Annotated in this window: 17 protein-coding genes and 3 pseudogenes; 9 read left to right on the forward strand and 11 right to left on the reverse strand. The window is 60.4% G+C overall.

From position 1 onward, the window contains the following. Window positions 1-270 precede the first annotated feature (270 nt). The 3 genes and pseudogenes from LFL96_RS36540 to LFL96_RS36550 form a co-directional block, all read left to right on the forward strand. Complete coding sequence (locus LFL96_RS36540) at window positions 271-471, forward strand: response regulator (RefSeq protein ID WP_281004077.1); 201 nt, start codon at window positions 271-273, stop codon at window positions 469-471. Between the two features lie 555 nt (window positions 472-1,026). Then, a complete protein-coding gene (locus LFL96_RS36545; RefSeq protein WP_281004078.1) occupies window positions 1,027-1,563 on the forward strand; it encodes a phasin family protein in 537 nt (178 codons plus the stop codon). A gap of 636 nt (window positions 1,564-2,199) precedes the next feature. Further along, window positions 2,200-2,493 (forward strand): annotated as a pseudogene (locus LFL96_RS36550) (DDE-type integrase/transposase/recombinase); the annotation flags it as partial. A gap of 217 nt (window positions 2,494-2,710) precedes the next feature. On the opposite strand, the gene LFL96_RS36555 reads toward LFL96_RS36550, so the two are convergent. The 11 genes and pseudogenes from LFL96_RS36555 to LFL96_RS36605 form a co-directional block, all read right to left on the reverse strand. Further along, complete coding sequence (locus LFL96_RS36555; protein ID WP_281004079.1) at window positions 2,711-4,660, reverse strand: EAL domain-containing protein; 1,950 nt, start codon at window positions 4,658-4,660, stop codon at window positions 2,711-2,713. After that, the gene (locus LFL96_RS36560; protein ID WP_281004080.1) at window positions 4,657-5,187 is read right to left on the reverse strand and encodes a YfiR family protein; all 531 of its coding nucleotides are present in this window, start codon (window positions 5,185-5,187) and stop codon (window positions 4,657-4,659) included. Before LFL96_RS36560 ends, LFL96_RS36555 begins: the two co-directional genes overlap by 4 nt. A gap of 1 nt (window position 5,188) precedes the next feature. After that, the gene (locus LFL96_RS36565) at window positions 5,189-7,051 is read right to left on the reverse strand and encodes a TonB-dependent receptor (protein WP_281004081.1); all 1,863 of its coding nucleotides are present in this window, start codon (window positions 7,049-7,051) and stop codon (window positions 5,189-5,191) included. Window positions 7,052-8,172: 1,121 nt separating this feature from the next. Then, entirely contained in the window at window positions 8,173-8,478 is a 306-nt protein-coding gene (locus LFL96_RS36570) for a hypothetical protein (RefSeq protein WP_281004082.1), read from the reverse strand. Window positions 8,479-8,631: 153 nt separating this feature from the next. After that, window positions 8,632-9,096 (reverse strand): GNAT family N-acetyltransferase, encoded by a 465-nt coding sequence (locus tag LFL96_RS36575; RefSeq protein ID WP_281004083.1) that lies wholly within the window; start codon window positions 9,094-9,096, stop codon window positions 8,632-8,634. Continuing rightward, window positions 9,078-10,670, reverse strand: a complete 1,593-nt coding sequence (locus LFL96_RS36580; RefSeq protein ID WP_281004084.1) for an IS66 family transposase — start codon at window positions 10,668-10,670, stop codon at window positions 9,078-9,080. Before LFL96_RS36580 ends, LFL96_RS36575 begins: the two co-directional genes overlap by 19 nt. A gap of 31 nt (window positions 10,671-10,701) precedes the next feature. Further along, window positions 10,702-11,052, reverse strand: coding sequence for an IS66 family insertion sequence element accessory protein TnpB (gene tnpB / locus LFL96_RS36585; protein WP_281004085.1), 351 nt, complete (start codon window positions 11,050-11,052; stop codon window positions 10,702-10,704). Then, the gene (locus LFL96_RS36590) at window positions 11,028-11,570 is read right to left on the reverse strand and encodes a transposase (RefSeq protein ID WP_281004086.1); all 543 of its coding nucleotides are present in this window, start codon (window positions 11,568-11,570) and stop codon (window positions 11,028-11,030) included. Before LFL96_RS36590 ends, tnpB begins: the two co-directional genes overlap by 25 nt. Before the next feature lie 80 nt (window positions 11,571-11,650). Beyond that, window positions 11,651-11,824: pseudogene (gmtX, locus tag LFL96_RS36595) on the reverse strand (gamma-mobile-trio protein GmtX); the annotation flags it as partial. 634 nt (window positions 11,825-12,458) lie between these two features. Next, window positions 12,459-12,725, reverse strand: a complete 267-nt coding sequence (locus tag LFL96_RS36600) for a hypothetical protein (RefSeq protein WP_281004087.1) — start codon at window positions 12,723-12,725, stop codon at window positions 12,459-12,461. Window positions 12,726-12,806: 81 nt separating this feature from the next. Then, window positions 12,807-13,022: a hypothetical protein gene (locus LFL96_RS36605; protein ID WP_281004088.1), complete on the reverse strand. Its 216-nt coding sequence runs from the start codon at window positions 13,020-13,022 to the stop codon at window positions 12,807-12,809. Between the two features lie 891 nt (window positions 13,023-13,913). Here LFL96_RS36605 and chrA point away from each other — a divergent pair. The 6 genes and pseudogenes from chrA (at window position 13,914) to LFL96_RS36635 (ending at window position 20,435) form a co-directional block, all read left to right on the forward strand. Beyond that, complete coding sequence (chrA, locus tag LFL96_RS36610) at window positions 13,914-15,149, forward strand: chromate efflux transporter (RefSeq protein ID WP_281004089.1); 1,236 nt, start codon at window positions 13,914-13,916, stop codon at window positions 15,147-15,149. Window positions 15,150-15,980: 831 nt separating this feature from the next. Then, a pseudogene (locus LFL96_RS36615) lies at window positions 15,981-16,217 on the forward strand (integrase); the annotation flags it as partial. 179 nt (window positions 16,218-16,396) lie between these two features. Continuing rightward, entirely contained in the window at window positions 16,397-17,086 is a 690-nt protein-coding gene (locus LFL96_RS36620) for a hypothetical protein (RefSeq protein ID WP_281004090.1), read from the forward strand. A gap of 23 nt (window positions 17,087-17,109) precedes the next feature. Further along, window positions 17,110-17,769 (forward strand): hypothetical protein, encoded by a 660-nt coding sequence (locus LFL96_RS36625; protein ID WP_281004091.1) that lies wholly within the window; start codon window positions 17,110-17,112, stop codon window positions 17,767-17,769. 574 nt (window positions 17,770-18,343) lie between these two features. Beyond that, window positions 18,344-19,039, forward strand: a complete 696-nt coding sequence (gene imuA / locus LFL96_RS36630) for a translesion DNA synthesis-associated protein ImuA (protein WP_281004092.1) — start codon at window positions 18,344-18,346, stop codon at window positions 19,037-19,039. Further along, window positions 18,969-20,435: a DNA polymerase Y family protein gene (locus LFL96_RS36635; RefSeq protein WP_281004093.1), complete on the forward strand. Its 1,467-nt coding sequence runs from the start codon at window positions 18,969-18,971 to the stop codon at window positions 20,433-20,435. Before imuA ends, LFL96_RS36635 begins: the two co-directional genes overlap by 71 nt. Window position 20,436 lies beyond the last annotated feature (1 nt).

The raw sequence follows: 20,436 nt of genomic DNA on the forward strand, positions 1-20,436 counted from the left end.
CGACGCGGAAGATTTGAAGCTGCTCTTCAGTCTCGCGGATTTTCATGGGCACAGCAAAGCACGCTGCACGGATGAAGGAGTGGCCAAGAGTCGGACCAGCCGGGTGGCGGCCGCTGGGGCGGCAGCCGCGCCCACCCATACGACGATGCTCTGGCGAAACTTTACGCGGGGCGCGAGGCGTGCGAGCCTGATGAGACGGACGTCCGCACTTCTATCTTGGTACGGCAGTTGCGCTACTGATTTGGTCAGCCATCTTGCCGTGTCCCCTCGATGTCAACCATATTGCTTGTCGACGATGATGAGGAAAATCTGCGGGCACTGCAGTTGGCTCTGGAAAGTAACGGCTATCACGTAGCGCTTGCTGGCAATGGCCGTGAAGCGCTGCAAATGGCAGTGAGATATCTACCGCAACTGATTATCACTGATCAGCAGATGCCCGAGATGGGGGCGCAGAGCTGGCGCAACAACTGAAATATTATCCGGCTCTTTCCGGCATTCCTGTCATCTTGATTTCGGATGACCCGGAGCCGGTCGCCACTCCTCGATTCTGGGCTGCCTTTTTGCGCAAGCCGGCTCCGCTCGACCTCCTGACGCGCTTGGCCGGCACCTTCCCGGCGGCGCGGCGAATAGAAACCCGGCCTGCCTAAACCCTGAATTAGCAATGCCCTCGCGTTGGCGTCCTCTGAATACGCGTTGTTGACCCTAAAGTGTACCGTCCGCCCCCTATTCAAGCGTGACCACATTGTAGTTCGTTCAGCAACGCCTGGCGCATTCAGCCCGGTCTTTGAAAACCATACCGTGATCTGGCGTTGACGCTCTTCCGTGTCTGGGCGCGTGTCAGACTTCGCTCGTGCTGCAGAAGCACGCTGGTGGACAAGCGCAAAAAATCTGGTGGGCGGCCCGCACGACGGCCGGCGTGGGAACACCGGTTGCGGGTGAGTCGCCGGTCCGTCCGTTGCGACGGTTTTTTGGCGGCGGCAATCTACCGATGACGACCGCCGCCTGTTTCATACACCGGAGTTTCATATGATTTCCAGCAGTTTCCAAGAGTCCGCTATCCCCGGCCACGCGGCATGGGTAGCCAGCGCCCAGTGCAATGCCGAACTGATGTTGAGCGCGAGACGTTTCGTTGAGCTCAACGCACAGACCGCAGAGACTTCATTCGCGGAACACTATGCAATCGCGGAAACGACGCTTGGCTCCCGATCCTTTGCAGAGATCGTGGATCTTCATTCGCGTTACTTCCCTACCCTGATTACAAAGACATTTGCTTATCTCCGGCACGCCGACGAGATCGTCGTGCAGGCGCAGGTAGGCGTTCTGGGCGCGATGCGGCAGTATTTTGAGACGATGACGTCGCTGCCCTCCGGCTCGGCACGCCTTGAAACGGTCGACGCGACCCCTGATCGGTCACAAGCCGACTCCCTACTGACCTCTCCCGGGCGCGACCTATCTCATCAAGTCCAAGCTCGGATCGTGGACGCTGCCGGTCAAATCATTCCGTCGCCTCACGAGTCGGACTCAGCGATAGACGACAGCCCTAACGCCAACAATAAACATTGACGAAGGGAGCTACAGGTGGACGCTCAGCTACTCGTCCCGCTGTTGGCGCTAACCGCGCTTGAGCTCGCGGGCACATCGCCGCGACATTGAAAACGCGGCCTTCGACGCAGCATGTCGTAAGCCTGCGAATCAATGCAAGCTGCCCCGCTGATACGAAAATTAACGGCTGCCGGATGTTCGGCGACCTTGGCGCTAGCGGCATACCAGCGTGCATTGCAATTAAGGGTCGGCTGATGAACCCGGCGCTGGGCTTCCTGACCGAGAAATGCGCTCCGCTTATCTGGTCCGAATGGTGGCTGTTTGCCGCTGAAGGCGGAGCGTGCTCCACTCCACTATAGCAACGGACATGTCGCGTCGGTCCGGGAACAGGCGTTGCGGTACTGGCGGGCACGACTCGCTCGGCGGAACGCTGCCGGCCGCCGCCCGTCAAATTTGTGCACAGCGGAGCCAACATGAAAAACCCGTGGATGAAAAAGAACCCGTTCCTCAGCATGTGGTTGAGCAGGGCAAACGCGATAGCGGGCTCTGCCAGATGCGATGCAACGGCCGCGGCGAAACGAGGCGCGGCCGCAGCCGTGACCGCGGCGCTCACCCCGTCTAAACCCGCCAAAAGGAAAACCCGTAAATCGCGGCGCTGATCTGCGAAACGGCGAGCCCGGGACGGTAACGATTGACAAAAGCGGAGCCAACCTGGCGGCGCTTGAGGACATCAATGCCGCGCGGGAGCAACCCATCAAGGTTCGTCAGGTGAAGTACCTGAACAACATCGTGGAGCAGGATCATCGTGCGATCAAACGCCGAACGCGACCGATGATGGGCTTCAAGAGTTTTCGTTGCGCCCGCATCCTCCTTGGTGGAATCGAACTGGCGCACATGATTGCCAAAGGGCAGATGAAAGGCAACGGCACCCGGCAAACTCCAGCCGATTAGTTTTACTCGTTGGCTACATAAGTAGTCCTATCATATCTAACCTTGATTGTCCTGCAATCGTTACTGCGACAAAACCACTGCGACCGCTGCGACGAAAGCGCTGGCGACGCCCGCCAGGATTAGCGGTCTCGTGTTGTCGAAGAGCGTCGACAGTAGCGACGCGCGAATGGAAGGACTGACGCCGTTGTGCTGACGCGCGGGCGTATCGAGTATCCGGTTAATCATGAGCTACTCCCGTACCGTGCCGCGCACCAGCATGACTGTCATCGGTCGCTGCGGCTGCGCCAAGCTGTTCGTGCTGCGCGGCGATAAGCGCCAGGATCCCGGCTGTCGTCGTGGGTTGCCCCGTCAGGTAGCCCTGCACGACATCGCAATCGGCAGCAACGAGCCATTCCAGCTGCGATGGGTTTTCTACGCCCTCGGCCACCACGGTCAGTCCGAAGCTGTGCGCCATCGAGATGATCGCCGTCACGATCGGCTGGCCCGACGCTGGCAGCGCGCACACAAAACTTCGATCGATCTTCAGTTCATTGATCGGAAAATGTTGAAGGTAAGACAGCGAGGAATAGCCGGTGCCGAAATCGTCGATCGACAGCCGCACGCCCGCAGCGCGGAATTTGCGCATCACCTCGGTCGCGAGATCGACGTTGGCCATCAGCAGGCTCTCGGTCAATTCGAGCACGAGCAGCTTTGGATGCAGACCCGTCTCGCCTAGGGTCTGAAAGACGCTCTCTCCGAAGTCCAGCTGACGCAATTGCCGCGCCGATACATTCACTGACAGACTGACGGACGCGCCCGCAGCCCGGTTCCATTCGAGTGCGTCGCGACACGCGCGTCGCATCACCCACATGCCCAGCGTCACGATCAGATCGCTGCTTTCCGCGATCGGGACGAACTCCGCCGGCGAGATAGGTCCTTCGACGGGATGCAACCAGCGAACCAGTGCTTCGGCGCCGATCAGATTGCCCGTGATACAGTCAAACTGCGGCTGATAGGCGATGCCGAGTTCGTCGTTTTCGATCGCGACGCGCAGATCGCGTTCGAGGTTCGCCCGACGCTGTGTCTCTGCGATCATCGCTGGCCGGAACGCGACAGCTGTATTTTTTCCACTGCTTTTTGCTGCGTACAACGCGACGTCTGCGCTACTGACCAGGCCTGCGGCATCGCCAGCATCGCCGGGGTAGCGGCTAAAGCCAACGCTCACCGTCACCCGGACGCTGCGTCCGTGGAGTTCGAGCGGGCGCGCAAGTGCCCGGATAATGTTCTCGGCCGTCGAATGATACTGATGCTTTTGTGCAGGGTCGTAGACGAGCACAGCAAACTCGTCGCCGCCGATACGGCTCACGATATCTGTGCTGCGCACCGCGCCGCGCAAGGTCGCGGCCACCGATTGCAGCAGTTCGTCGCCGGCTACGTGTCCAAGCGTATCGTTGACGGTCTTGAAGTCGTCCACGTCGATGAGAACCAACGTCAGGCCCGATCTCGTGCGAGGCGATAGCCGGACGCGACAGTCCAGTTCCTCGAAAAAGGCGCGCCGGTTCGACAAGCCGGTGAGTGGATCGGTGAGCGCCAGATATTCGAGTCTTCTCTCTGCATCGTTCAGTCGCAGTTTCATGCGGGTCATGATGAATCGGGAGATCAGCAGCGCAGAAGCGGAAGCGCCGAGCAGGAACACCGCGTAACGCGCGAAGTCCGTCTTGAGCTGGGCGGTCGTCGCGACGAGCACGACGGTGCCGAGACGTTGGCGGTTCAGTTCGATGGGCGCCGAAACAAAAACATCGCTGAACGAAAGACGCTTCGAGTGCTGCGCGGCTTCAGGGGTTCCTTCATTCTGCTCTAACTCCGAGATGCCTTCATGCGCGTAGAGTACGAAGCGTGCGCCCTTTTTGTCGAAGACGGCTGCGCTCTCGACATAAGGCAGGCTGCGTAGATGACGGAGCACATCGGCCGCAGCCTGCCTGTCGCCGAACATGAGCGCCGCCGACAGGTTCTCGGACACCATCGCCGCCTGCAGCCGCGCAACGTCGGTCAGCGACGCGCGCAGCGATATGGCTTCATAGATCAGAAGGACCGCACTTGATACGATCAACGCAATGGCCACGCCGACGATATTGACTCTGCTCAACGAGCGCGTCAGTTTTGGAGTCACTGTTTCATAGCGCTTCATAAGACGTTCCTCGCGAGGCTCAGTAGCCTCGAGCTCAGGGAAAGGTGCCGCCGGGCTGCCGCGGTCCTGTCGATATCGAACCGGATATGACTGTCCTCTGTGAAGAGGCGTACGACCCAAGGGCGACTGCCCATGTCGAAAGTGCTGATTACGAGCGCCGGCCGATCAGAAGCAAGATTGTCAGCGAGTGCTTTCGAAAAGGACGTGTCTTTCTCGAGCACGATGACATTGCACTTCCCGGGATTGTCGGTCGCCTCCAACGGCGCGACCGCCCACGGATGCCCGCCCGCGCTCTTGCCTGCGAGCTTTCCGAGTTCGATGCCGAGGCTGCTTTGCCCGTTGACGCAGGCCAGCAGTTGCGAATTGGCAAGCGCACCGGTCGGCCAGGTGGTGAACTGAGTGATGTTGTAGATATAGGCTGCCGCCAGCACAGATTCGTCGACCTGCGCGTGCGAAAGCGATGTGCACAGCCCCAGCGAAATCAAGGCCGTAATTGTCCAGTAGCGAACGGCGCGACTGACCCGCATGCTAGAACCCGTACACGAGCTTAAGCAGAAAAGACCTGCTCTGCTGGGCAATGACGTCCTGCGTATAGCCGGGACCCGCTGGATCGAAATAGCGGGTATTGGTGACGTTGTAGATCGAGAACGAAATGTCCGAATGGGAGATCAGGCGCGAAGAGCCGATCGACAGATTGCCGACACAATAACCGGCGGCGTGCCCCTGTTGAGCGAGCCGGCTCGATACACAGCGGATCTCTGTACCGATGCGTGCGCGATTCGACAACAAGGGCACCACCGCGTTGACTTTTGCCATATGGCGCGGCGAGTTCTGCATGATCGTGCCCGTCGCGCCGTCGCGTGCGAGTTGCCAGGAGTAGCTGGTCCTCAACCTCGCGCCTTTGGCGAAATGCTGCTCGTAGCTGAGTTCCGCGCCGTTCGCCCTCGAGCGATCGACGTTTTCAAAGATGTAGAGACCAGACGGATCGACGGTCTCCGAAATCAGGTTGCGAATGTCGTAATGAAACAATGAAAGCGTTGCGCGTCCCGCAGACCCGATCGCCCGCTCGTAGATGAATTCAGTCGTTGTGATGTGCTCGGCCTTGAGCGCCGGATTGGGCAACTGGCCGCCCGTGCCGGGCACGGAATAGTAGAGCTCGTATGCATTCGGCGCGCGATATGCCGTGCCATAGACAAGTTTCAGCGTGTCGGCCGGCGTCGCCTTGTACGAGAGCGCTAGCCGAGGACTGATGTTGCTGCCTGAAACCGTCTCGTCGTCGTAGCGCAATCCGAGATTCAGCATGAAATTCGCCGGCAGCGTGATTTCGTCTTCGACGTAGACGCCTGCGTGATCGCTGCTGCGTCGGTCATCGAGCAGCAGCGCATAGGGATCGACGTTGAAGTTATACTGGTCGCGATGTGCGTCGCGCGTGTAATCGGCGCCCACGACGAACTTGTTGTCGCGGATCGACGTATTCGTCGCGTTGATGTCCGCGCCATACCACAGCGCATGATCGCCATCGACATTGACTACCGGTCCCGGCGTGACGCTCGGGCTGCGATAGTCGTAGCGTCCCCAGTACATCTGCGACGCTATCGCGAGCTCCGGTGTGATGGTGTGGTGAAACGTGGCGTTGATGAACGCGTGCGTATCGGTTGTGCTGTAGGGCGTGTCGAAGATGGCGCCATACGGCGCGCCCGGTACACCCTTGGTCCGGTTCGAATATCCCGCACTCAGACCGAAATCGCCGTACGCAACTTTGCCAAGAAAGCTCTGGTTACGGTCGTAATCCAGCCCTTTCGCGACGCCGTTGTTCTGGTCCGGCGTATCGAATTCAGGGTAGTAGAGATCCTGCCCGTTGCGAACATATGAACTCGCGGAAAGCAGGATATCAGCGCCGTTCTCGCCATGCCAGCCATAGCTCGCGCGTGCTTTCTTTTCGCCGAAGCTGCCGGCATCGACAGCCACTTGCGCGCCCCGGATGTTTTTCCCGCTTTTGGTCACGACGTTGACGATGCCGAATAGCGCATTCGATCCGTACACGGCCGAGCCTGGACCCGGCACATATTCGATGCGCTCCACGAGATCCATGTCGACGGGAAAGTCGGTTCCGATCGGCGCCTGATCGTACACGGCGTCGTTGAGCCGCACGCCATCGACGAGCAGCAGGAAGCGGCTGTTGTAGTCGCCCGGGCGCTGGAATCCGCGTGCGCCGAGGTACGCGTAATTTCTGTCGTAGGTCGTATAGAGACCGGGCAACGAGGCCAACGCATCGGCGAGTGTTTTCCAGCCATAGTCGCGGATGTCGGCAGCCGTCAGCACGACGACAGCGGCGGGTGCATCGGAAATGGGTTGTGCCAGCCGCGTCACGCTGGTGACTGTCACCTGCATCAACTGTTCGAGTGGGAACGCCGAAAAGTCAGTGGTGTTTCCGTCAGGCACGGCATTGACGTGAGTCTCCCGAACCGGCTCACCAGCGACCGCAGCCGACAATCCACATAAGGCGATAACGGGAGTAAAGCGCAGGACGCGCTGGACTCGTCGCGCGAAACTACGCGAATTACTCATCGGCAATATTTACTCGCTTCAATTCACAAATACAGTCCCTTGCTCAATAACGGCGGATATTGTGTAAGCTTTAGGCATCTTTATTTAGGGCCGGTGCCATGCAGCGTTGCGCAGCGGAATTGCTTAGGAAAATTCTTTTAGAATAACAATCACTGTTATTTGGATGGCAACTTGGCGACAATGAATTCGGCTCGGATTGATCTAATGATCATCAGGTGGCAAAAAATCGCGGTTTATTTTTGCGTCGTCCGTCACGCCTCATTCCATCTTCGCGTTCACGCCGATCTTGGCGAGCTTGATTCATTACAACGCGCCGCCGTGCCGCGGTCCACGATGTTCCTGGTGAGGTCGCATTTGAGATCAGTTGCGCGTTGCGAACGCACATTTTCCAGGTACAAAGGAGTTCTTATAACAACCGTATCCACGCCAGAGGACGGATCACTCGTGCCGATCGTCGCTGACTGGTCGATGGGCAGCACCAAGCCGCACGCCTACTTTCCCCTCGGCCGCGCGACGGGAGCAGCGACACGCGTCTTCATCAATTTCTTGTGTAGCAGCGCCTAGCGCAACTTGAACTTTGTCGAACGCTGATACAGAGTGACGGTTTGTCAGCGTTGTTCGGACATTCCGAAGAACCAGCTGAAAGGCAGTAGTGGGTCGGCAGGAGGCATTGAAACGGCTCGTTGAAAGGCAACAGCTCGGGAATTTTAAAGCAACAGCCCCTTGGCACAGCCTTGCTGGATGAGCCTTTGAACGGCAACACACCGCGAGGTGCCTACTTGAACTTGATTTCGTACGACCAGTCGCCCCCAGCAGGCGGTCGCGCAGCCAGCGTGGCGAGCTGCGGCGCGATGAGGACCGGGATTTCTCCCGGTCGCGCCGGTAACGACGATACTGCCTGTCGACGCGACGACTTTGCACCTGCCAAGCGCCCCGCCATCGCGTTACCGCCCGCCGTTGCCGACTGGAGCCGACCATGTCCGCCGGGACAATTCGGGCCGAACGCTGAACGCCGGTTCCGCAATCCAGCTCGCGAAATCGTCCTGCCAGCGCTTCCACTCGTAATCGCCGAGAACGAACGTTTCACCGACACGGCCAGAACCGTCGTCGAAAAGGAACGCGTAGACCACCTCTGATCCGTTCCAGAAGGCCACGGCGTAGTCGGTCAGGTCTGCTGTCGTACCAGCCGGCAGGTCACGCAACATGGCTGCGAGTTGCGTCCCGAACTGTTCGAGAGCAAGACGGCTCACACGGGCTCTCCTGACCGTCGTGTCGCATCGGCTTGCTGGACTGTGCCTTGACCCGGTTCGGCGAAAGGATCGGGAAGGCAGGACTCAAGCCCTTCACCGAACCACGGGACCGTCTGCCGCATTTCATCGTAAGCGATCAATAAACGGCGCCCGTCAGACAGATACCCGCAGGATTGGAAAGAGTCGTCCGGGAATAACGGATGATTCTTTCTCGCCGATTTTTTCCGCGCCGAGCGCCAGATAGAACGGCGCGGCATTGGGATCAGCTTCGATCACGAAGCTCTTGATTCCCCTTGCCGCCGCCTCATTTCGGAGTTCGGACCATAGTGCACGTGCGACGCCTCGACCCATATGATCAGGGTGAACGAATAACCACCCGCGAGTAGGCTCATCGGAATCAACCGAGGCCCTGACCCAGAACCCGATTATCTGTTCTTCGGTTTCGGCGACGTAGGCAATTGAGCCTTCGATCATCCCGGGTGTGACTGTAAGATCGGCTTGCCACAGATCCAGCCATTCTTTAGGGTAGCCCCAGTGCGCCTTCGAAAGAAACGCGAGCTTCGTGAGTTGATCCGCATCCGAAGGGCGGCAGGCGCGTATCACAAACTGAGGGTACATCTCGCCTCCTGTTCAGCGCTTTCTGGCGGGCAACACCAGGGCAAGAGCGCCTCGTAGTCGCTCACGGTGTTCGCGAGCGGAAGTTTCTGGAACAACCATACGAGATAGCGGTATGGCTCGACGCCGCTAGCCTTGCACGTCTCGACGAGGGAGTACAGGTTGGCGCTGGCCTGCGCGCCGGCAACCGTATCCGAGAACAGCCAGCCCTTGCGGCCGACGACGAACGGCCGGATCGCGTTCTCGCACAGGTTGTTCGAGATCGGCCAGTTGCCGTTGCCGACGTAGCGGACCAGCTTGGGCCACTGTCCACTCATGTACTGCAATGCCTTGCCGAGCAGACTCGACGGCAGGATGCCCGGTAGATGCTCGACCAGCATACGCTCGATGATGGAGAGCACGCGGGCACTGTATCGGGCACGCAGTCGCTGCCGGCGTTCGGGCGCCCACTTCGCACTGCGTGCCTCGGCTGCGAACAGCTTGCCGATCAGCACGACGAAGCGCGTCGCCAGCAGGTCCGGCGAGCGTGCCGCGTTCGGCACCGACTCCTCGGCCTTGATGAAGCCGCGGCGCACGTGTGCCCAGCATCCGAGATGCACGAGCTGGTGATTGTGGGCGATGCCGTTGTAGGGCTCGTACCCGTCAGTCATCAGCACGGTGCCAGACTGCACGCCGGCATAGAGCTTCTGCGCATGCTGGGCGCCGCGCCCCGGCGAGTACGAGAACATCCGCACAGGCGGCCCCGAGCCGTTGATCTGTGCCCACAGGTAACTCTTCGCCTGCGGCCTTCGTCCCGGCTCCTTCAGCACCTGGAACGTGGTTTCGTCGCCGTAGATCAGGTCTGATTCGAGCAGCGCGTCGCGCATCAGGTTGATCACCGGTTGCGTGGCCAGTCCCACCCGCACCACGCTGGCGGCCAGCGTGTTCGACGAGATGTCGCCGCCGAAGCGACGCAACAGCGTGGCCTGCCGATATAGCGGGATACCGTACTGGTACTTGCCAGTGATGATCCACGCCAGCGCGGATTCCGTGAGCAGCCCGCGTGGAATGATGCGCGCCGGTGCCGGTGTGACCTTGATACCGAGATCGCAGCACAGGCAAGCGTACTTGACCCGCTGGTGCTGAACGACGCGCACCTGCTCGGGAATCACATCGAGCTGCTCGCTTGTCTCGACGCCGACCTCGACGAGGGCGTGGCCATCGTGCGCGCAGAACCGTTCAGACTCGGGTAGTTCGTGTCGCACGACCTCGCGTGGCAGGTTCGAATCGAGCGGTTTGCGCCCACGCTTGCCGCGCGTGTGAGCTGCGACCGATGTGCCGGGCACGTCCTCGCACGCAGGCGCGCCGGCAGTCGTCGCAAGTGCCTCGGCTTCGTTGAACAGGCCGAGCTGGTCGGCATGGCGCGCCTCGCTCGAAGCGCCGAACAACTCGTGCTTGTAGGCCCGCAGTTTCTCTTCGGCCAGATCGCGCTGGGCCCTCACGAGCCGAAGCTCGCCGCGCAGCGCGTCACGTTCGGCGCTCGCGGCAATCAACGCCTCGTACTTCTCGGCGCTCAGCATAACGGGGCTATTCGGCATGATCAGTTAGACCAGGCCAGGTGTTTGGTGTTCAGCTCATCCGCGCGTAATATCGCTGGGGATGCTTCTGGATCACGGCCAGATCGATTCCGTCGAGCAGCCAGTGCAACTGTTCGGCGCTGAGCGTGATTGTGTCGCCTCCGTGCGGCCAGATGAAGCGATCAGCTTCGAGTCGTTTGAGCAGTAACCAGAAGCCATTGCCACCCCAGCCGAGGATCTTGATTCGATCGCGTCGGCGATTGCCGAACACGAACAGCGCCGAGGTCATCGGGTTCAGGCGCATCGCCTGTTCGACCAGAATCGACAGTCCGTTGATGCCCATGCGGAAGTCGACCGGGTCTCGATGCAGATAGACCTTCAGCCCTTCGTCGAACCGGAACAAGGCAGCCTCCCCAGCATCTGGATCACCGTGGCCAGTTCATCGACGCTCGCCTCACCAAGATCGAATTCGACACCATTGGACAGGCGCACATGCAACGAGAGCGCCATCAACGACGGGGCTGGTGGCAATACTGCCGAAACGACAGGCACGGTCGACGCAGTCGTGACGACAGGAACGAATGTCTGCGCTTCACTCATCGGAACCCGACGTGCAGTGCCCGGAATGTCGATCGATACGCCGTCGATCACCAGCGGATCCGGCCTTGTTGGGGTTTGCAGCGTATGCTGCTGATGGCGCGAAATCCAGCGGCGCAACTGATTCGGATTGACGTCATGGTCCATGGCCGCCCGGGCGATCGATACTCCCGGCTTCAGACAAAACTCGACCAGCTCCCGCACGGCATCTTCATCAAATTCCCGCCGGCCATCGCGTCTGTGGCCAACCACCAGTCTGCTTCGAAGCTCCTGTTTCTCTGTCATCATGGTCTGAGTGCATGTGTCCACGCGGACACTTAGCATCTGACCTTCTGCCTACCATTGGTAGGGCGTCGTTTATTGACGGCTTACCATTGAACTACATCGTTCCGTTGATCGACGACTCAGATTGCGAGAACCTTACGTATCGCGCGCGCGAAGCCAACATCGAACACCGTGCGACCCCGTTCGTTCACGATCTCGCCATGGCTGCCTTCGCGTAAGCCATGTCTTTCGAGGTAGGCGGCAGAGACTGCTTTCTCCAGAGCTTCGCGTTCTGAGGGAGTGAGCTGCGGGCTGCAGACGAGCGTCGGCGGTCACGGCTGCAGCACGCGGGCATGCATGGGGCAAAGGTCGGCCGGGTGCGGTCAGTCGACGGCGCCACCTAGATCGCTGACAATCAGAGCAACTGAATCTCCGTCAATGGTGAATGATGAGTGGCAGGCCAGAAGGACAAACCCCCAACGACGTTCGCGAGGCGTTGAATCGAGTTGTCGATGAGCGGTCCTTTATTGAATTTCTGCATGGGCTCGCATCCGATTGGTCCAGTCCGTCAGGCGGGGAAAATAGGTCGATTGGTGCGTTCCTCGAAGCGGCTTCAGCGTGGGCCGAAGTATCCAGAAATGGTCTTCGGTTTTACGATGTGCCATCGAACCCGTGGCGCCGTGTTGCCGACATGCTTATCGCTGGCAAGGAATACGAGTAGGTAAGCCGAGGCAGTTCCATTCGCGCGTGTCGGTCGCCGTGCGGCCACTTTGGGACGTTCGAGCGCCTCGGATAGATAGTCAACAATCGGCCACGTGCCGTCGTTGGTCCAAGCCGTTAGACGGACAGTCAAAAGTCACTTGTGCATGCAACAGCGGACGCTCTTCGTCGCGCATTGCGCACCCGGAGTAGCAATATCGTGTGACACAGCGGCGCGTCAGTCCGTCGTCAGAGATCGTCGGTCGAAAGCGTTATCCGTTCACCAGTGCCAGGCAACGCTTTCTGCTCCACGACCTGCAAAAGCCGACGCTTACCAAGCTCGAAGGCCAGCATCAATTGTTTCGGAGTCTCATTCGCAGCGCCTAGTTTTTCACAAACCATTCCAGCAGGGATCGCAAAGGCACCGTATCCCCACCCAAAGCCGTAGGCCGAAAACCAAAGTGTCGAGTCGGCGGAGAGGAGGGGTTGCGTGAGGTTAGCGCGGGGCTCGTCCATGGTTGTCACTTTGACCGATTGAGATTTTATTTTTGCACACCGAACTTACAAAAGTCATCTCCGGGGGGCCTTGGTAACGAATTACTCGCGGGTGCCGCTATCCGCCATGTTGACCAACGCCTGACGCCCAGCCCTGCGGGCGGCGTCCTCAACCGGAAAGGTTCTTTCACTGAAAGCAACAAGCTTGAATCCGCTCCCCTTTGCACGCGGGACCGTGATGCCCCAATGCCAGCCACCAGCTTGTTCGAAGACATGCAATACCGGGGCGGTAGGCGTGTAAGCCTGAGAATTCATCATGGCGCATACTCCCGTCATATTCCGACCGCAGGCGCACGATTGCGGACGCTCGTTTTTAGTCTACAGATTTTTTGCTGCGCCGCAATATCTCAATCATCGGATAAATGTCAAATCATGAGGCGTCACAATTTTGAAATGATGTGCCTCGCGTGGCGCTGTCCAAAGATGACTTGCTGAGCGTTTGATCTGACGTGATTCACAGAGGCTCCATGGCTACCCGAACGATGACCGCCTCGGCCGGTGCCCGATCCGACCTTCAACGAATCCATGAAAATGAAGATTGCCAATCGCGCTCGCCCAAGCATCGACCCCTTCAACAGCCGAATCTGCGCGCATAAGACGGGCTGTCGCGACACGCAGGCGAGCGTACGTGTATTCCCTGCGCGCGCATTCCCGACGCAGATCGAATGTCTCTTCACGCATCGCTGACAAGTGAGAGGAGCCGAAGGAAGCGTAGCGAAGTAGTACACGGTTAGCGCACCCGTGGCAAGGATAGTCGAGCGGCGGAGCACGCGTCTAGGTGGGGCGATGACGGCCTGACTTCGGTCGTTCGGTCTCGAACGCGCCGAAAGTCCGCTCGGGGTCGACGAGGGAAGTTCAGCGCCGGTCTGCCGCCGTGCCTTGTACGGCTGACTCGTCCTTCCGGGTTCGGCCAGAGGCAGTCATTGGCGCCGCGAGTGTGCGGACCTTCGAACGTCAGGTCGCCCCCAAGCAACGGACCTTCGGTTCCCGATAGCATCTGAATTGCGAATTTGTAATGCAGACGACGTCCTTTTAGTCACATCGGATCGATACGCTTGCACCGTTGCCTGGAATGATCAGCGTCCTGCACATATCCATCCCCACGGTTTAATCGCACCGCTCGTCTCAATCACCGAAATTCACAAGCCAATGGAAACAGGTATGACGTCATCACGCCCCGCCCGGGCGGGCGCCGCGCCTGAAGTTCTTGCGGTATTCCTCAGGCTGGGGCTGACCTGTTTCGGTGGTCCCATCGCTCACATTGGCTACTTTCGGCGCGAATTCGTCGAGCGGCGTCACTGGCTGGATGACGAGACGTTTACCGATCTTGTCGGGCTATGCCAGTTCCTTCCAGGCCCTGCAAGCAGTCAGGTGGGATTCTCGATTGGCCTCCTAAGGGCCGGGTGGTTGGGTGGGCTCGCCGCCTGGTGCGGGTTCACATTGCCCTCCGTCCTGCTCCTGCTCGTTTTCGCAGCCGTCGCTCCAAGCCTCACTGGACCGGTCGGCGGCGGATTGATTCATGGTCTCAAACTCGTCGCCGTCGCTGTCGTTTCCCAAGCAGTATGGGATATGGCCCGGCGATTGTGCCCGGATCATCGCCGGGCCGCCATCGCACTCGTTGCCATCGCGGTGCTCAGCATCCTGACGACTGTCTATGCACAACTCATCGTGATCGCGCTCGACGCGGCGCTTGGATTCATCTTTTGCCGGGTAACGTCCTCAGCTGGCGCCGTCGGCATGCAACAGCACGTTCACGAATTCCGGGTGTCCCGCACCGCGGGGGCGCTTGCACTGACCCTCTTCTGCGTCCTGCTCTTTGGGCTTCCGGCATTTGCACAACTTCACGGTATCCAGGCCGTCAAGGTTTTCGACGGCTTCTACCGCTCCGGCGCGCTCGTTTTCGGCGGCGGTCACGTGGTGCTCCCACTCTTGCAGCAGGAGACAGTCGCAACAGGGTGGGTATCGTCGAATGTTTCTCTCACCGGTTATGGTGCCGCACAGGCCGTCCCCGGGCCGCTCTTCACGTTCGCCGCCTTTCTTGGTTGGATGATGACCCAGGCGCCGAATCATTGGGTCGGTGCGCTGCTGGCCACAGCGGGCATCTTTCTGCCCGGACTGCTGCTCGTCCTGGCGGCGTTGCCCTACTGGCAAGCGCTGCGCGCCCGCCCTTCAATGGCCGCTGTCCTCTCCGGCGTGAATGCCGCTGTTGTCGGACTGCTGGCGACCGCGCTTTATTCGCCGGTTTGGACCAGCGCGATACGCTCCGGCGTCGATTTTGCCATGGCGACGATTGGCTTTTTCCTGTTGACGCGCTGGAAAATTCCGCCACTTGCGGTCGTCGTGATCTGTGCGCTGGCGGGTATTGCCGAAGCCGTTCTGAAGTGAGCCGCCCGAATGTCCACGCTCGTCGATCACCCGTAGGGTTCTGACGACGGGACGAACGGCTGTTGTGCACTTAAAGCTGCCCTTTCCACTATCTCGGGCCGAGCGGCCGAAGTGGGTCGCGTGCTGTCGGTCGCGGCAGTTTCAGATTCGCGCAATTCTATGCTTCATGCATGAGGCAGCGATCGACCACAAAAGGACCTTCGCCTTTTCGCTACGAATGGCCGAACTGCACTCGAAAGCAGGCGACAGCAATCTGACTGCTCCCACTCTTGTAGGGCGTCGGTGTCAGTCCAGACGCCTGTCCAATGTGGTGGTGGCTGAAGCGCCGTCAGTTGCAGCCGTGGCTGTTCGCGGTCCGATAACAGCTAGTCCCGCCGGGGCCGTGAACCACACCTTTGCCGTTCATGGTCTTCGCCTCGCCGCCGTGGTTGGTCTGAGTGGTCCGCACCCCATTCTGGTTCGTCCGAGACGTCCACGCCGTCCCGGTGTTCCGGTTGTAGCCGCCCGCGGTCTGCCCATTGCCGCATACGGTTTCACCGCGGGAGTTCGTCGCTCATTCGGCAAATGCGTTTGAGGTCACCACTAAGCACGCGAGTATCAACAGAGCCTTCATAATTGTCTCCTGAGGGGCGCGCCAGAAGACGATCTGCGCGTGCCGACTAAATCCTCATCACGGTGACGGCCCATCCGGTGCTAGCCGCCGTCTATCAGTTTAGGTCTTTTAGCGTTGGTGCCGGCACAGCCACAGGTCAAGAATTCACAAGATGTGCGCCCGATCGTGTGCGGACGTATTAGTGCGTTGACCTATGTCGCGCTGTTTCTGGGCGCGCTAAGCCGCCGCTGAAACTGAAGGAGATCTGGGCGATCCGGATTCGCCTGCAACTGGCCGCAAGAACGCGCGATCTGGCGATGTTCAACCTCGCCATCGACAGCAAGTTGAGAGCGTGCGACCTGGCCAAACTGCGAGCGCGCGATATCTGCCTTGGTCAGCGCGTTGCGTCACGAGCAACGGTGATGCAGCAGAAGACGCTACGGCCGGTTCAGTTCGAAATCACTGAGCTAACCAGAGATATGCGCCATGAAAGCTGACGCCGCTACCGGGTTCTAGCTGCGCGTTTGTCGAAGAAAATGCGCACGCTGCATCCGTTCTCCCTCAGCCCACGTATAGAACGTTTGCCGTCCCGCCAAGGTGCTTATCGTCGCACTTGAGAAAACGGCGTCGCGATGGCTTCCTGAGGAGACAATTCATGAAACGGTTCGTTGGCATCGTGTTGGCCGCGGCAGCGCTGGTGGCGCTCACTGCCTGTGGCGGCGGCAATGATCTGAGTCCACCGGTGGTTCAGCACCCCGAGAATCAAGCAATCTGGTCGGCACTCGGCGGTGACTCGGCCGCCCCGGCAGCCGTGGCCGGCGTCGTGAACGCGGCTGTCGCCGGTCTATTGGCAGATCCGGTCGAGGCGCCGTATTTTGCGGCGGTAACAGGCAACACCAGCAAAAACAGTGCGGCCCATGACACCGCCGCGCGGTTGGAAGCATGTCTTACGCTGCAGTTCGAATCTCTCCTCGGGGGGCCGTATACGTATCCAGGACCGGTCAAGGTTGCCGGTGATGTCGACGCCCAACCGGAAATGTGTCAGGACATGACGACCGCCCATAACGACGTCGGCGTGCCTGGCTGCGTGTTCGATCAGTTCATGGTGGACCTGGTCGCGACGTTGCAAAGCAAGCTACCCGCCGCGGACTTTGCCGCCTTGACCTCGACGACCAATGGAACCTACCCGCTCACCGCGACCAATTCCGCCGGTATCCCGGTTGGCACAAAGTTCCAATATAGTGCGGTGCCGACTCTGTTCAACCTGCGCAGCACTATCACGAACGCTACGCCCGGAGGCCCGCTTTATCTGCCTCCTACGGTTGCGACATCATGCTCCGGCTAACGGCGGCGCGAAGCACGCGCAATATGGCTGGCCTCATTGCAGCGACGTGCGTGAGCGTCGCTGCAATTGGCTGGATGCATACGTCGCAGGGGCGGCAGCTTCTGGCTAAACTCGGCGTCCCGTGCCCAGTCGATACGGTCGATTCAAAAGTCGTCGTATCCATGCGGGACAACGCCATTTTGAGGAAAAGAGGCTCGATTGCGGCACCGGACCGTCCGGCCCTCGGACTGCAGCTCGATCGCAGTACGGAGACGGAAGTGGCCGAACAGATGGCCCGCGACAACGTGCATTGCGACGAGATTTCACGTGGCTTTCGCTATCTGCGCTGTCGCGGCGTACCGGCGCAACTGCTTCGCACAAACGGCCCGCCTGTGAGCGAAATATGGTTCAGCTTTAAACCGGACCGCACACTCATGGCGATCAATCTGTACCGCCGGGACATGACTGAATCCGAGACTAGGCAGAGCTGGCGGATCGCCTTGCAAAAACTGCGCGAAGCCCTTGGAGTTCCGACGGCGACGACCGGCGATACCACATTGACCTCTCTAATGGAAAAACCCGTGGCGGTGGCAAGGGTGGAATATGCGTATTCAGATTATGTTGCGACGGTCACAGCATCTCACTTGCCCTATGGAGGCTTGGCAGTGCGAGAACAGTATATGTCGGCAATGGCGACGCAATAAAGATGGATGCTGAAAGGGAGCACCCGACATCACTTCGGGTCTTCCTCGAGCGTGCCAGCGTCGTGTCGTTCGGGAGCGCTGACAAGGTAGCGACGGCCAAGTCTTCCCAGTCATGCTCCCTTGACTTACTACTGTAGTTTGCATAAGCGCGTCGACTCCAACGCGCTTATGTAGCCCACGTGGCTGTAGTAAGTCTTAGAGCGGCTGCTCAGGATTGCCGGGAGAATGGCTCCTGCGGGTCGTCAAGCGCCTCTCACCCTCCTTCAGCGAAGCGGTGTCGGCAAGTTGCTGGGACGTAACTGCGCCGCCCGGTGGTCCCTTGAATATCCGCTTATCCCGGCAGTCCCGTCAATTCCGTACTTTTGCGTCTGGCTAATTGCATGCTAGTCCAACGAATGCGGTTTCCTGGCAGCCCGGCGTCGCCTATCTAAAAGTTGGGATCTTGGGCTAAGATACCTGTATATTTATACAGTATTATTGGAGCCTGATCGTGACTCGGACTGCCACAGCCGGACAGCAGTTACGCACCCCCGAAGAACGGGCGCGTTCCATCGATGGTGCCCTCGACACAACTATGTATTCGGAGGCGGGGGGAATAACCCTTTGGCGGGGCTCCCAGCTGGGCGGTCGGCACACGCGCGTCGTGGTGTCTGGCAGCCCGCAGCTCGACGCTGGAATGCCGGGCGGTGGCTGGCCTCGTGGCGCGCTGACTGAGCTGCTCGTCTCAGGTCACGGCGTGGGCGAAATGCGGCTTCTTCGTCCTGCCCTTGCAGCAATCGCCGACCGGCCCGTCATGCTGTTGCAGCCACCGCACCGCCTTCAGCCGGCGGCACTGGCAGCTTGGGGCCTATCGGCAGAGCACGTGCGCGTGCTGCACGCCGGGAAAACGGCCGACGCGCTGTGGGCCGCCGAGCAGATCCTGCGCGCGGGCACCACCGGTGCGCTGATCTTCTGGCAAAACCACGTGCGGCCGGAGTCGCTGCGCCGCCTTCATCTCGCGGCGCAGACGTCCGACACGTTGTTCTTCCTGATCAGACCACTGGCGGCCGCGAGCGACGCTTCCACCGCGCCGCTGCGACTTGCGCTGCGCCCGGTGCGCGACGGCGTGAATGTGGAGTTTGTGAAGCGGCGTGGGCCGCGGCGCGACGACACGCTTTCTGTACTGCTCTCCCCTTCGCCCATCCTGAATGTGAATCGAAATGCAAGTGTGGATCGGCGTTCACCTCCCGCTACTGTGCCTCGAAGTGTTCCGGCCGAAGTGGTCGCGTGATGCGGGGGCGGCCCTCGTCGTGCTCGATCGCGAACGGGTGCTCGTGCTCGACGATGTCGCACGCGCTGCGGGCGTACGGCCAGGCATGCGGCGCGGCGGCGTTCTGACCATGGCTCCGGACGCGCAGTTGCGCGAACGTGATCCGGCGCGCGAACACGCCACCACCGTTGCACTGGCGACGGGCCTCATGCAGTTCTCACCGCAGGTCGCACTTGCCGCCGAAAACACGGTGCTGGTTGACGTCTCCGCGAGTCTGCGGCTCTTCGGTGGCGTGCGCGCGCTTCTGCGCGCCATGAAGCGCGTGGCGGAGACGATCGGCGTGACTGGATCGTTTGGCGTCGCGCCGACTGGCGACGGCGCGTGGCTGCTCGCGCGGCACGGCGGCGGCCGGGCACTCTCACAGCGATCGCTATTGCGCGCGCTGTCGGCACTACCTGTTACCCTCCTGCCGCCAGCCCGTAAATTCGCCGAATGGTTTACCGGCATCGGATGCGAGACGATCGGCGAACTGATGCGACTGCCGCGCGCGGGTCTGAAAAAACGCTGCGGCGTCGCGTTGATCGAACAGCTTGATCGCGCGACCGGAGGTGCGCCCGAGGCACATGAGTGGCTTGAGTTGCCGCCGACTTTTTCTGCGCGCGTGGAAATGCCGGATCGCATCGAACACGCCGAAGCCTGTCTGTTCGCCGCGCGCAGGTTGATCGCGCAGATGACGGGATGGCTCGTGAACCAGCAGCTGGCGATCGTCCGGCTCGGCGTCGTGCTCGAACACGAACGCGGCCGCGCGGCTATCGAGCCAACGACGATCGATATTGCGCTCGCCGAGCCGACATGGCGTGAGGAGCATGTCGTCAGGCTGTTACGCGAGCGGCTCGCGCGCGTTGATCTGGCTGCTGCGGTGATTGCGATCGGGATCGAGGCACGCGACGTTCAGGCGGCAGCGCCCGAATCGGATTCGCTCTTTCCGGAGCCTGGCGGCTCGCCGGCAGATCACGCGCGCCTGATGGAGCTGCTCGTCGCACGCCTCGGTCCGGAGAACGTCCTGCGGCCGGCGCCGGTTGCTGACCACCGGCCCGAAGAGGCCGCGCGCTGGGTGCCGCTCACCGACGCCGCGAAGTGGGTGGCACCGCCGAGCGACACGCCCCGACCGGTCTGGTTAATGGAAAAACCCGTGAAGCTTCTCATGCGTGCACACCGGCCGTTTTACGGCACGCCGCTGCGCATGGTGTCGCCGGGCGAGCGCGTCGAGGCCGGCTGGTTCGCGGGCGAACTCGTCACACGCGACTACTTCGTCGCCGAATCCGACGACGCGATCTGCTACTGGATCTACCGGGAGCGCGTCGGCAGTCGCGACGATGAGGAAGCGCGCTGGTATCTGCATGGGCTCTTTGGCTGAA

The organism is Paraburkholderia sp. D15, assembly GCF_029910215.1.
GTDB lineage: Bacteria > Pseudomonadota > Gammaproteobacteria > Burkholderiales > Burkholderiaceae > Paraburkholderia.

Coding starts and splice junctions, on each gene's coding strand:
- LFL96_RS36625 (WP_281004091.1), top strand. CDS start 17,110: ATGGCTGGCCTCATTGCAGCGACGTGCGTGAGCGTCGCTGCAATTGGC.
- LFL96_RS36565 (WP_281004081.1), bottom strand. CDS start 7,051: ATGCAGGTGACAGTCACCAGCGTGACGCGGCTGGCACAACCCATTTCC.
- LFL96_RS36545 (WP_281004078.1), top strand. CDS start 1,027: ATGATTTCCAGCAGTTTCCAAGAGTCCGCTATCCCCGGCCACGCGGCA.
- LFL96_RS36580 (WP_281004084.1), bottom strand. CDS start 10,670: ATGCCGAATAGCCCCGTTATGCTGAGCGCCGAGAAGTACGAGGCGTTG.
- LFL96_RS36590 (WP_281004086.1), bottom strand. CDS start 11,570: ATGCTAAGTGTCCGCGTGGACACATGCACTCAGACCATGATGACAGAG.
- LFL96_RS36600 (WP_281004087.1), bottom strand. CDS start 12,725: ATGGACGAGCCCCGCGCTAACCTCACGCAACCCCTCCTCTCCGCCGAC.
- chrA (WP_281004089.1), top strand. CDS start 13,914: ATGGAAACAGGTATGACGTCATCACGCCCCGCCCGGGCGGGCGCCGCG.
- LFL96_RS36560 (WP_281004080.1), bottom strand. CDS start 5,187: ATGCGGGTCAGTCGCGCCGTTCGCTACTGGACAATTACGGCCTTGATT.
- LFL96_RS36575 (WP_281004083.1), bottom strand. CDS start 9,096: ATGTACCCTCAGTTTGTGATACGCGCCTGCCGCCCTTCGGATGCGGAT.
- LFL96_RS36635 (WP_281004093.1), top strand. CDS start 18,969: ATGCAAGTGTGGATCGGCGTTCACCTCCCGCTACTGTGCCTCGAAGTG.
- LFL96_RS36605 (WP_281004088.1), bottom strand. CDS start 13,022: ATGATGAATTCTCAGGCTTACACGCCTACCGCCCCGGTATTGCATGTC.
- LFL96_RS36620 (WP_281004090.1), top strand. CDS start 16,397: ATGAAACGGTTCGTTGGCATCGTGTTGGCCGCGGCAGCGCTGGTGGCG.
- LFL96_RS36555 (WP_281004079.1), bottom strand. CDS start 4,660: ATGAAGCGCTATGAAACAGTGACTCCAAAACTGACGCGCTCGTTGAGC.
- LFL96_RS36540 (WP_281004077.1), top strand. CDS start 271: ATGTCAACCATATTGCTTGTCGACGATGATGAGGAAAATCTGCGGGCA.
- imuA (WP_281004092.1), top strand. CDS start 18,344: ATGTATTCGGAGGCGGGGGGAATAACCCTTTGGCGGGGCTCCCAGCTG.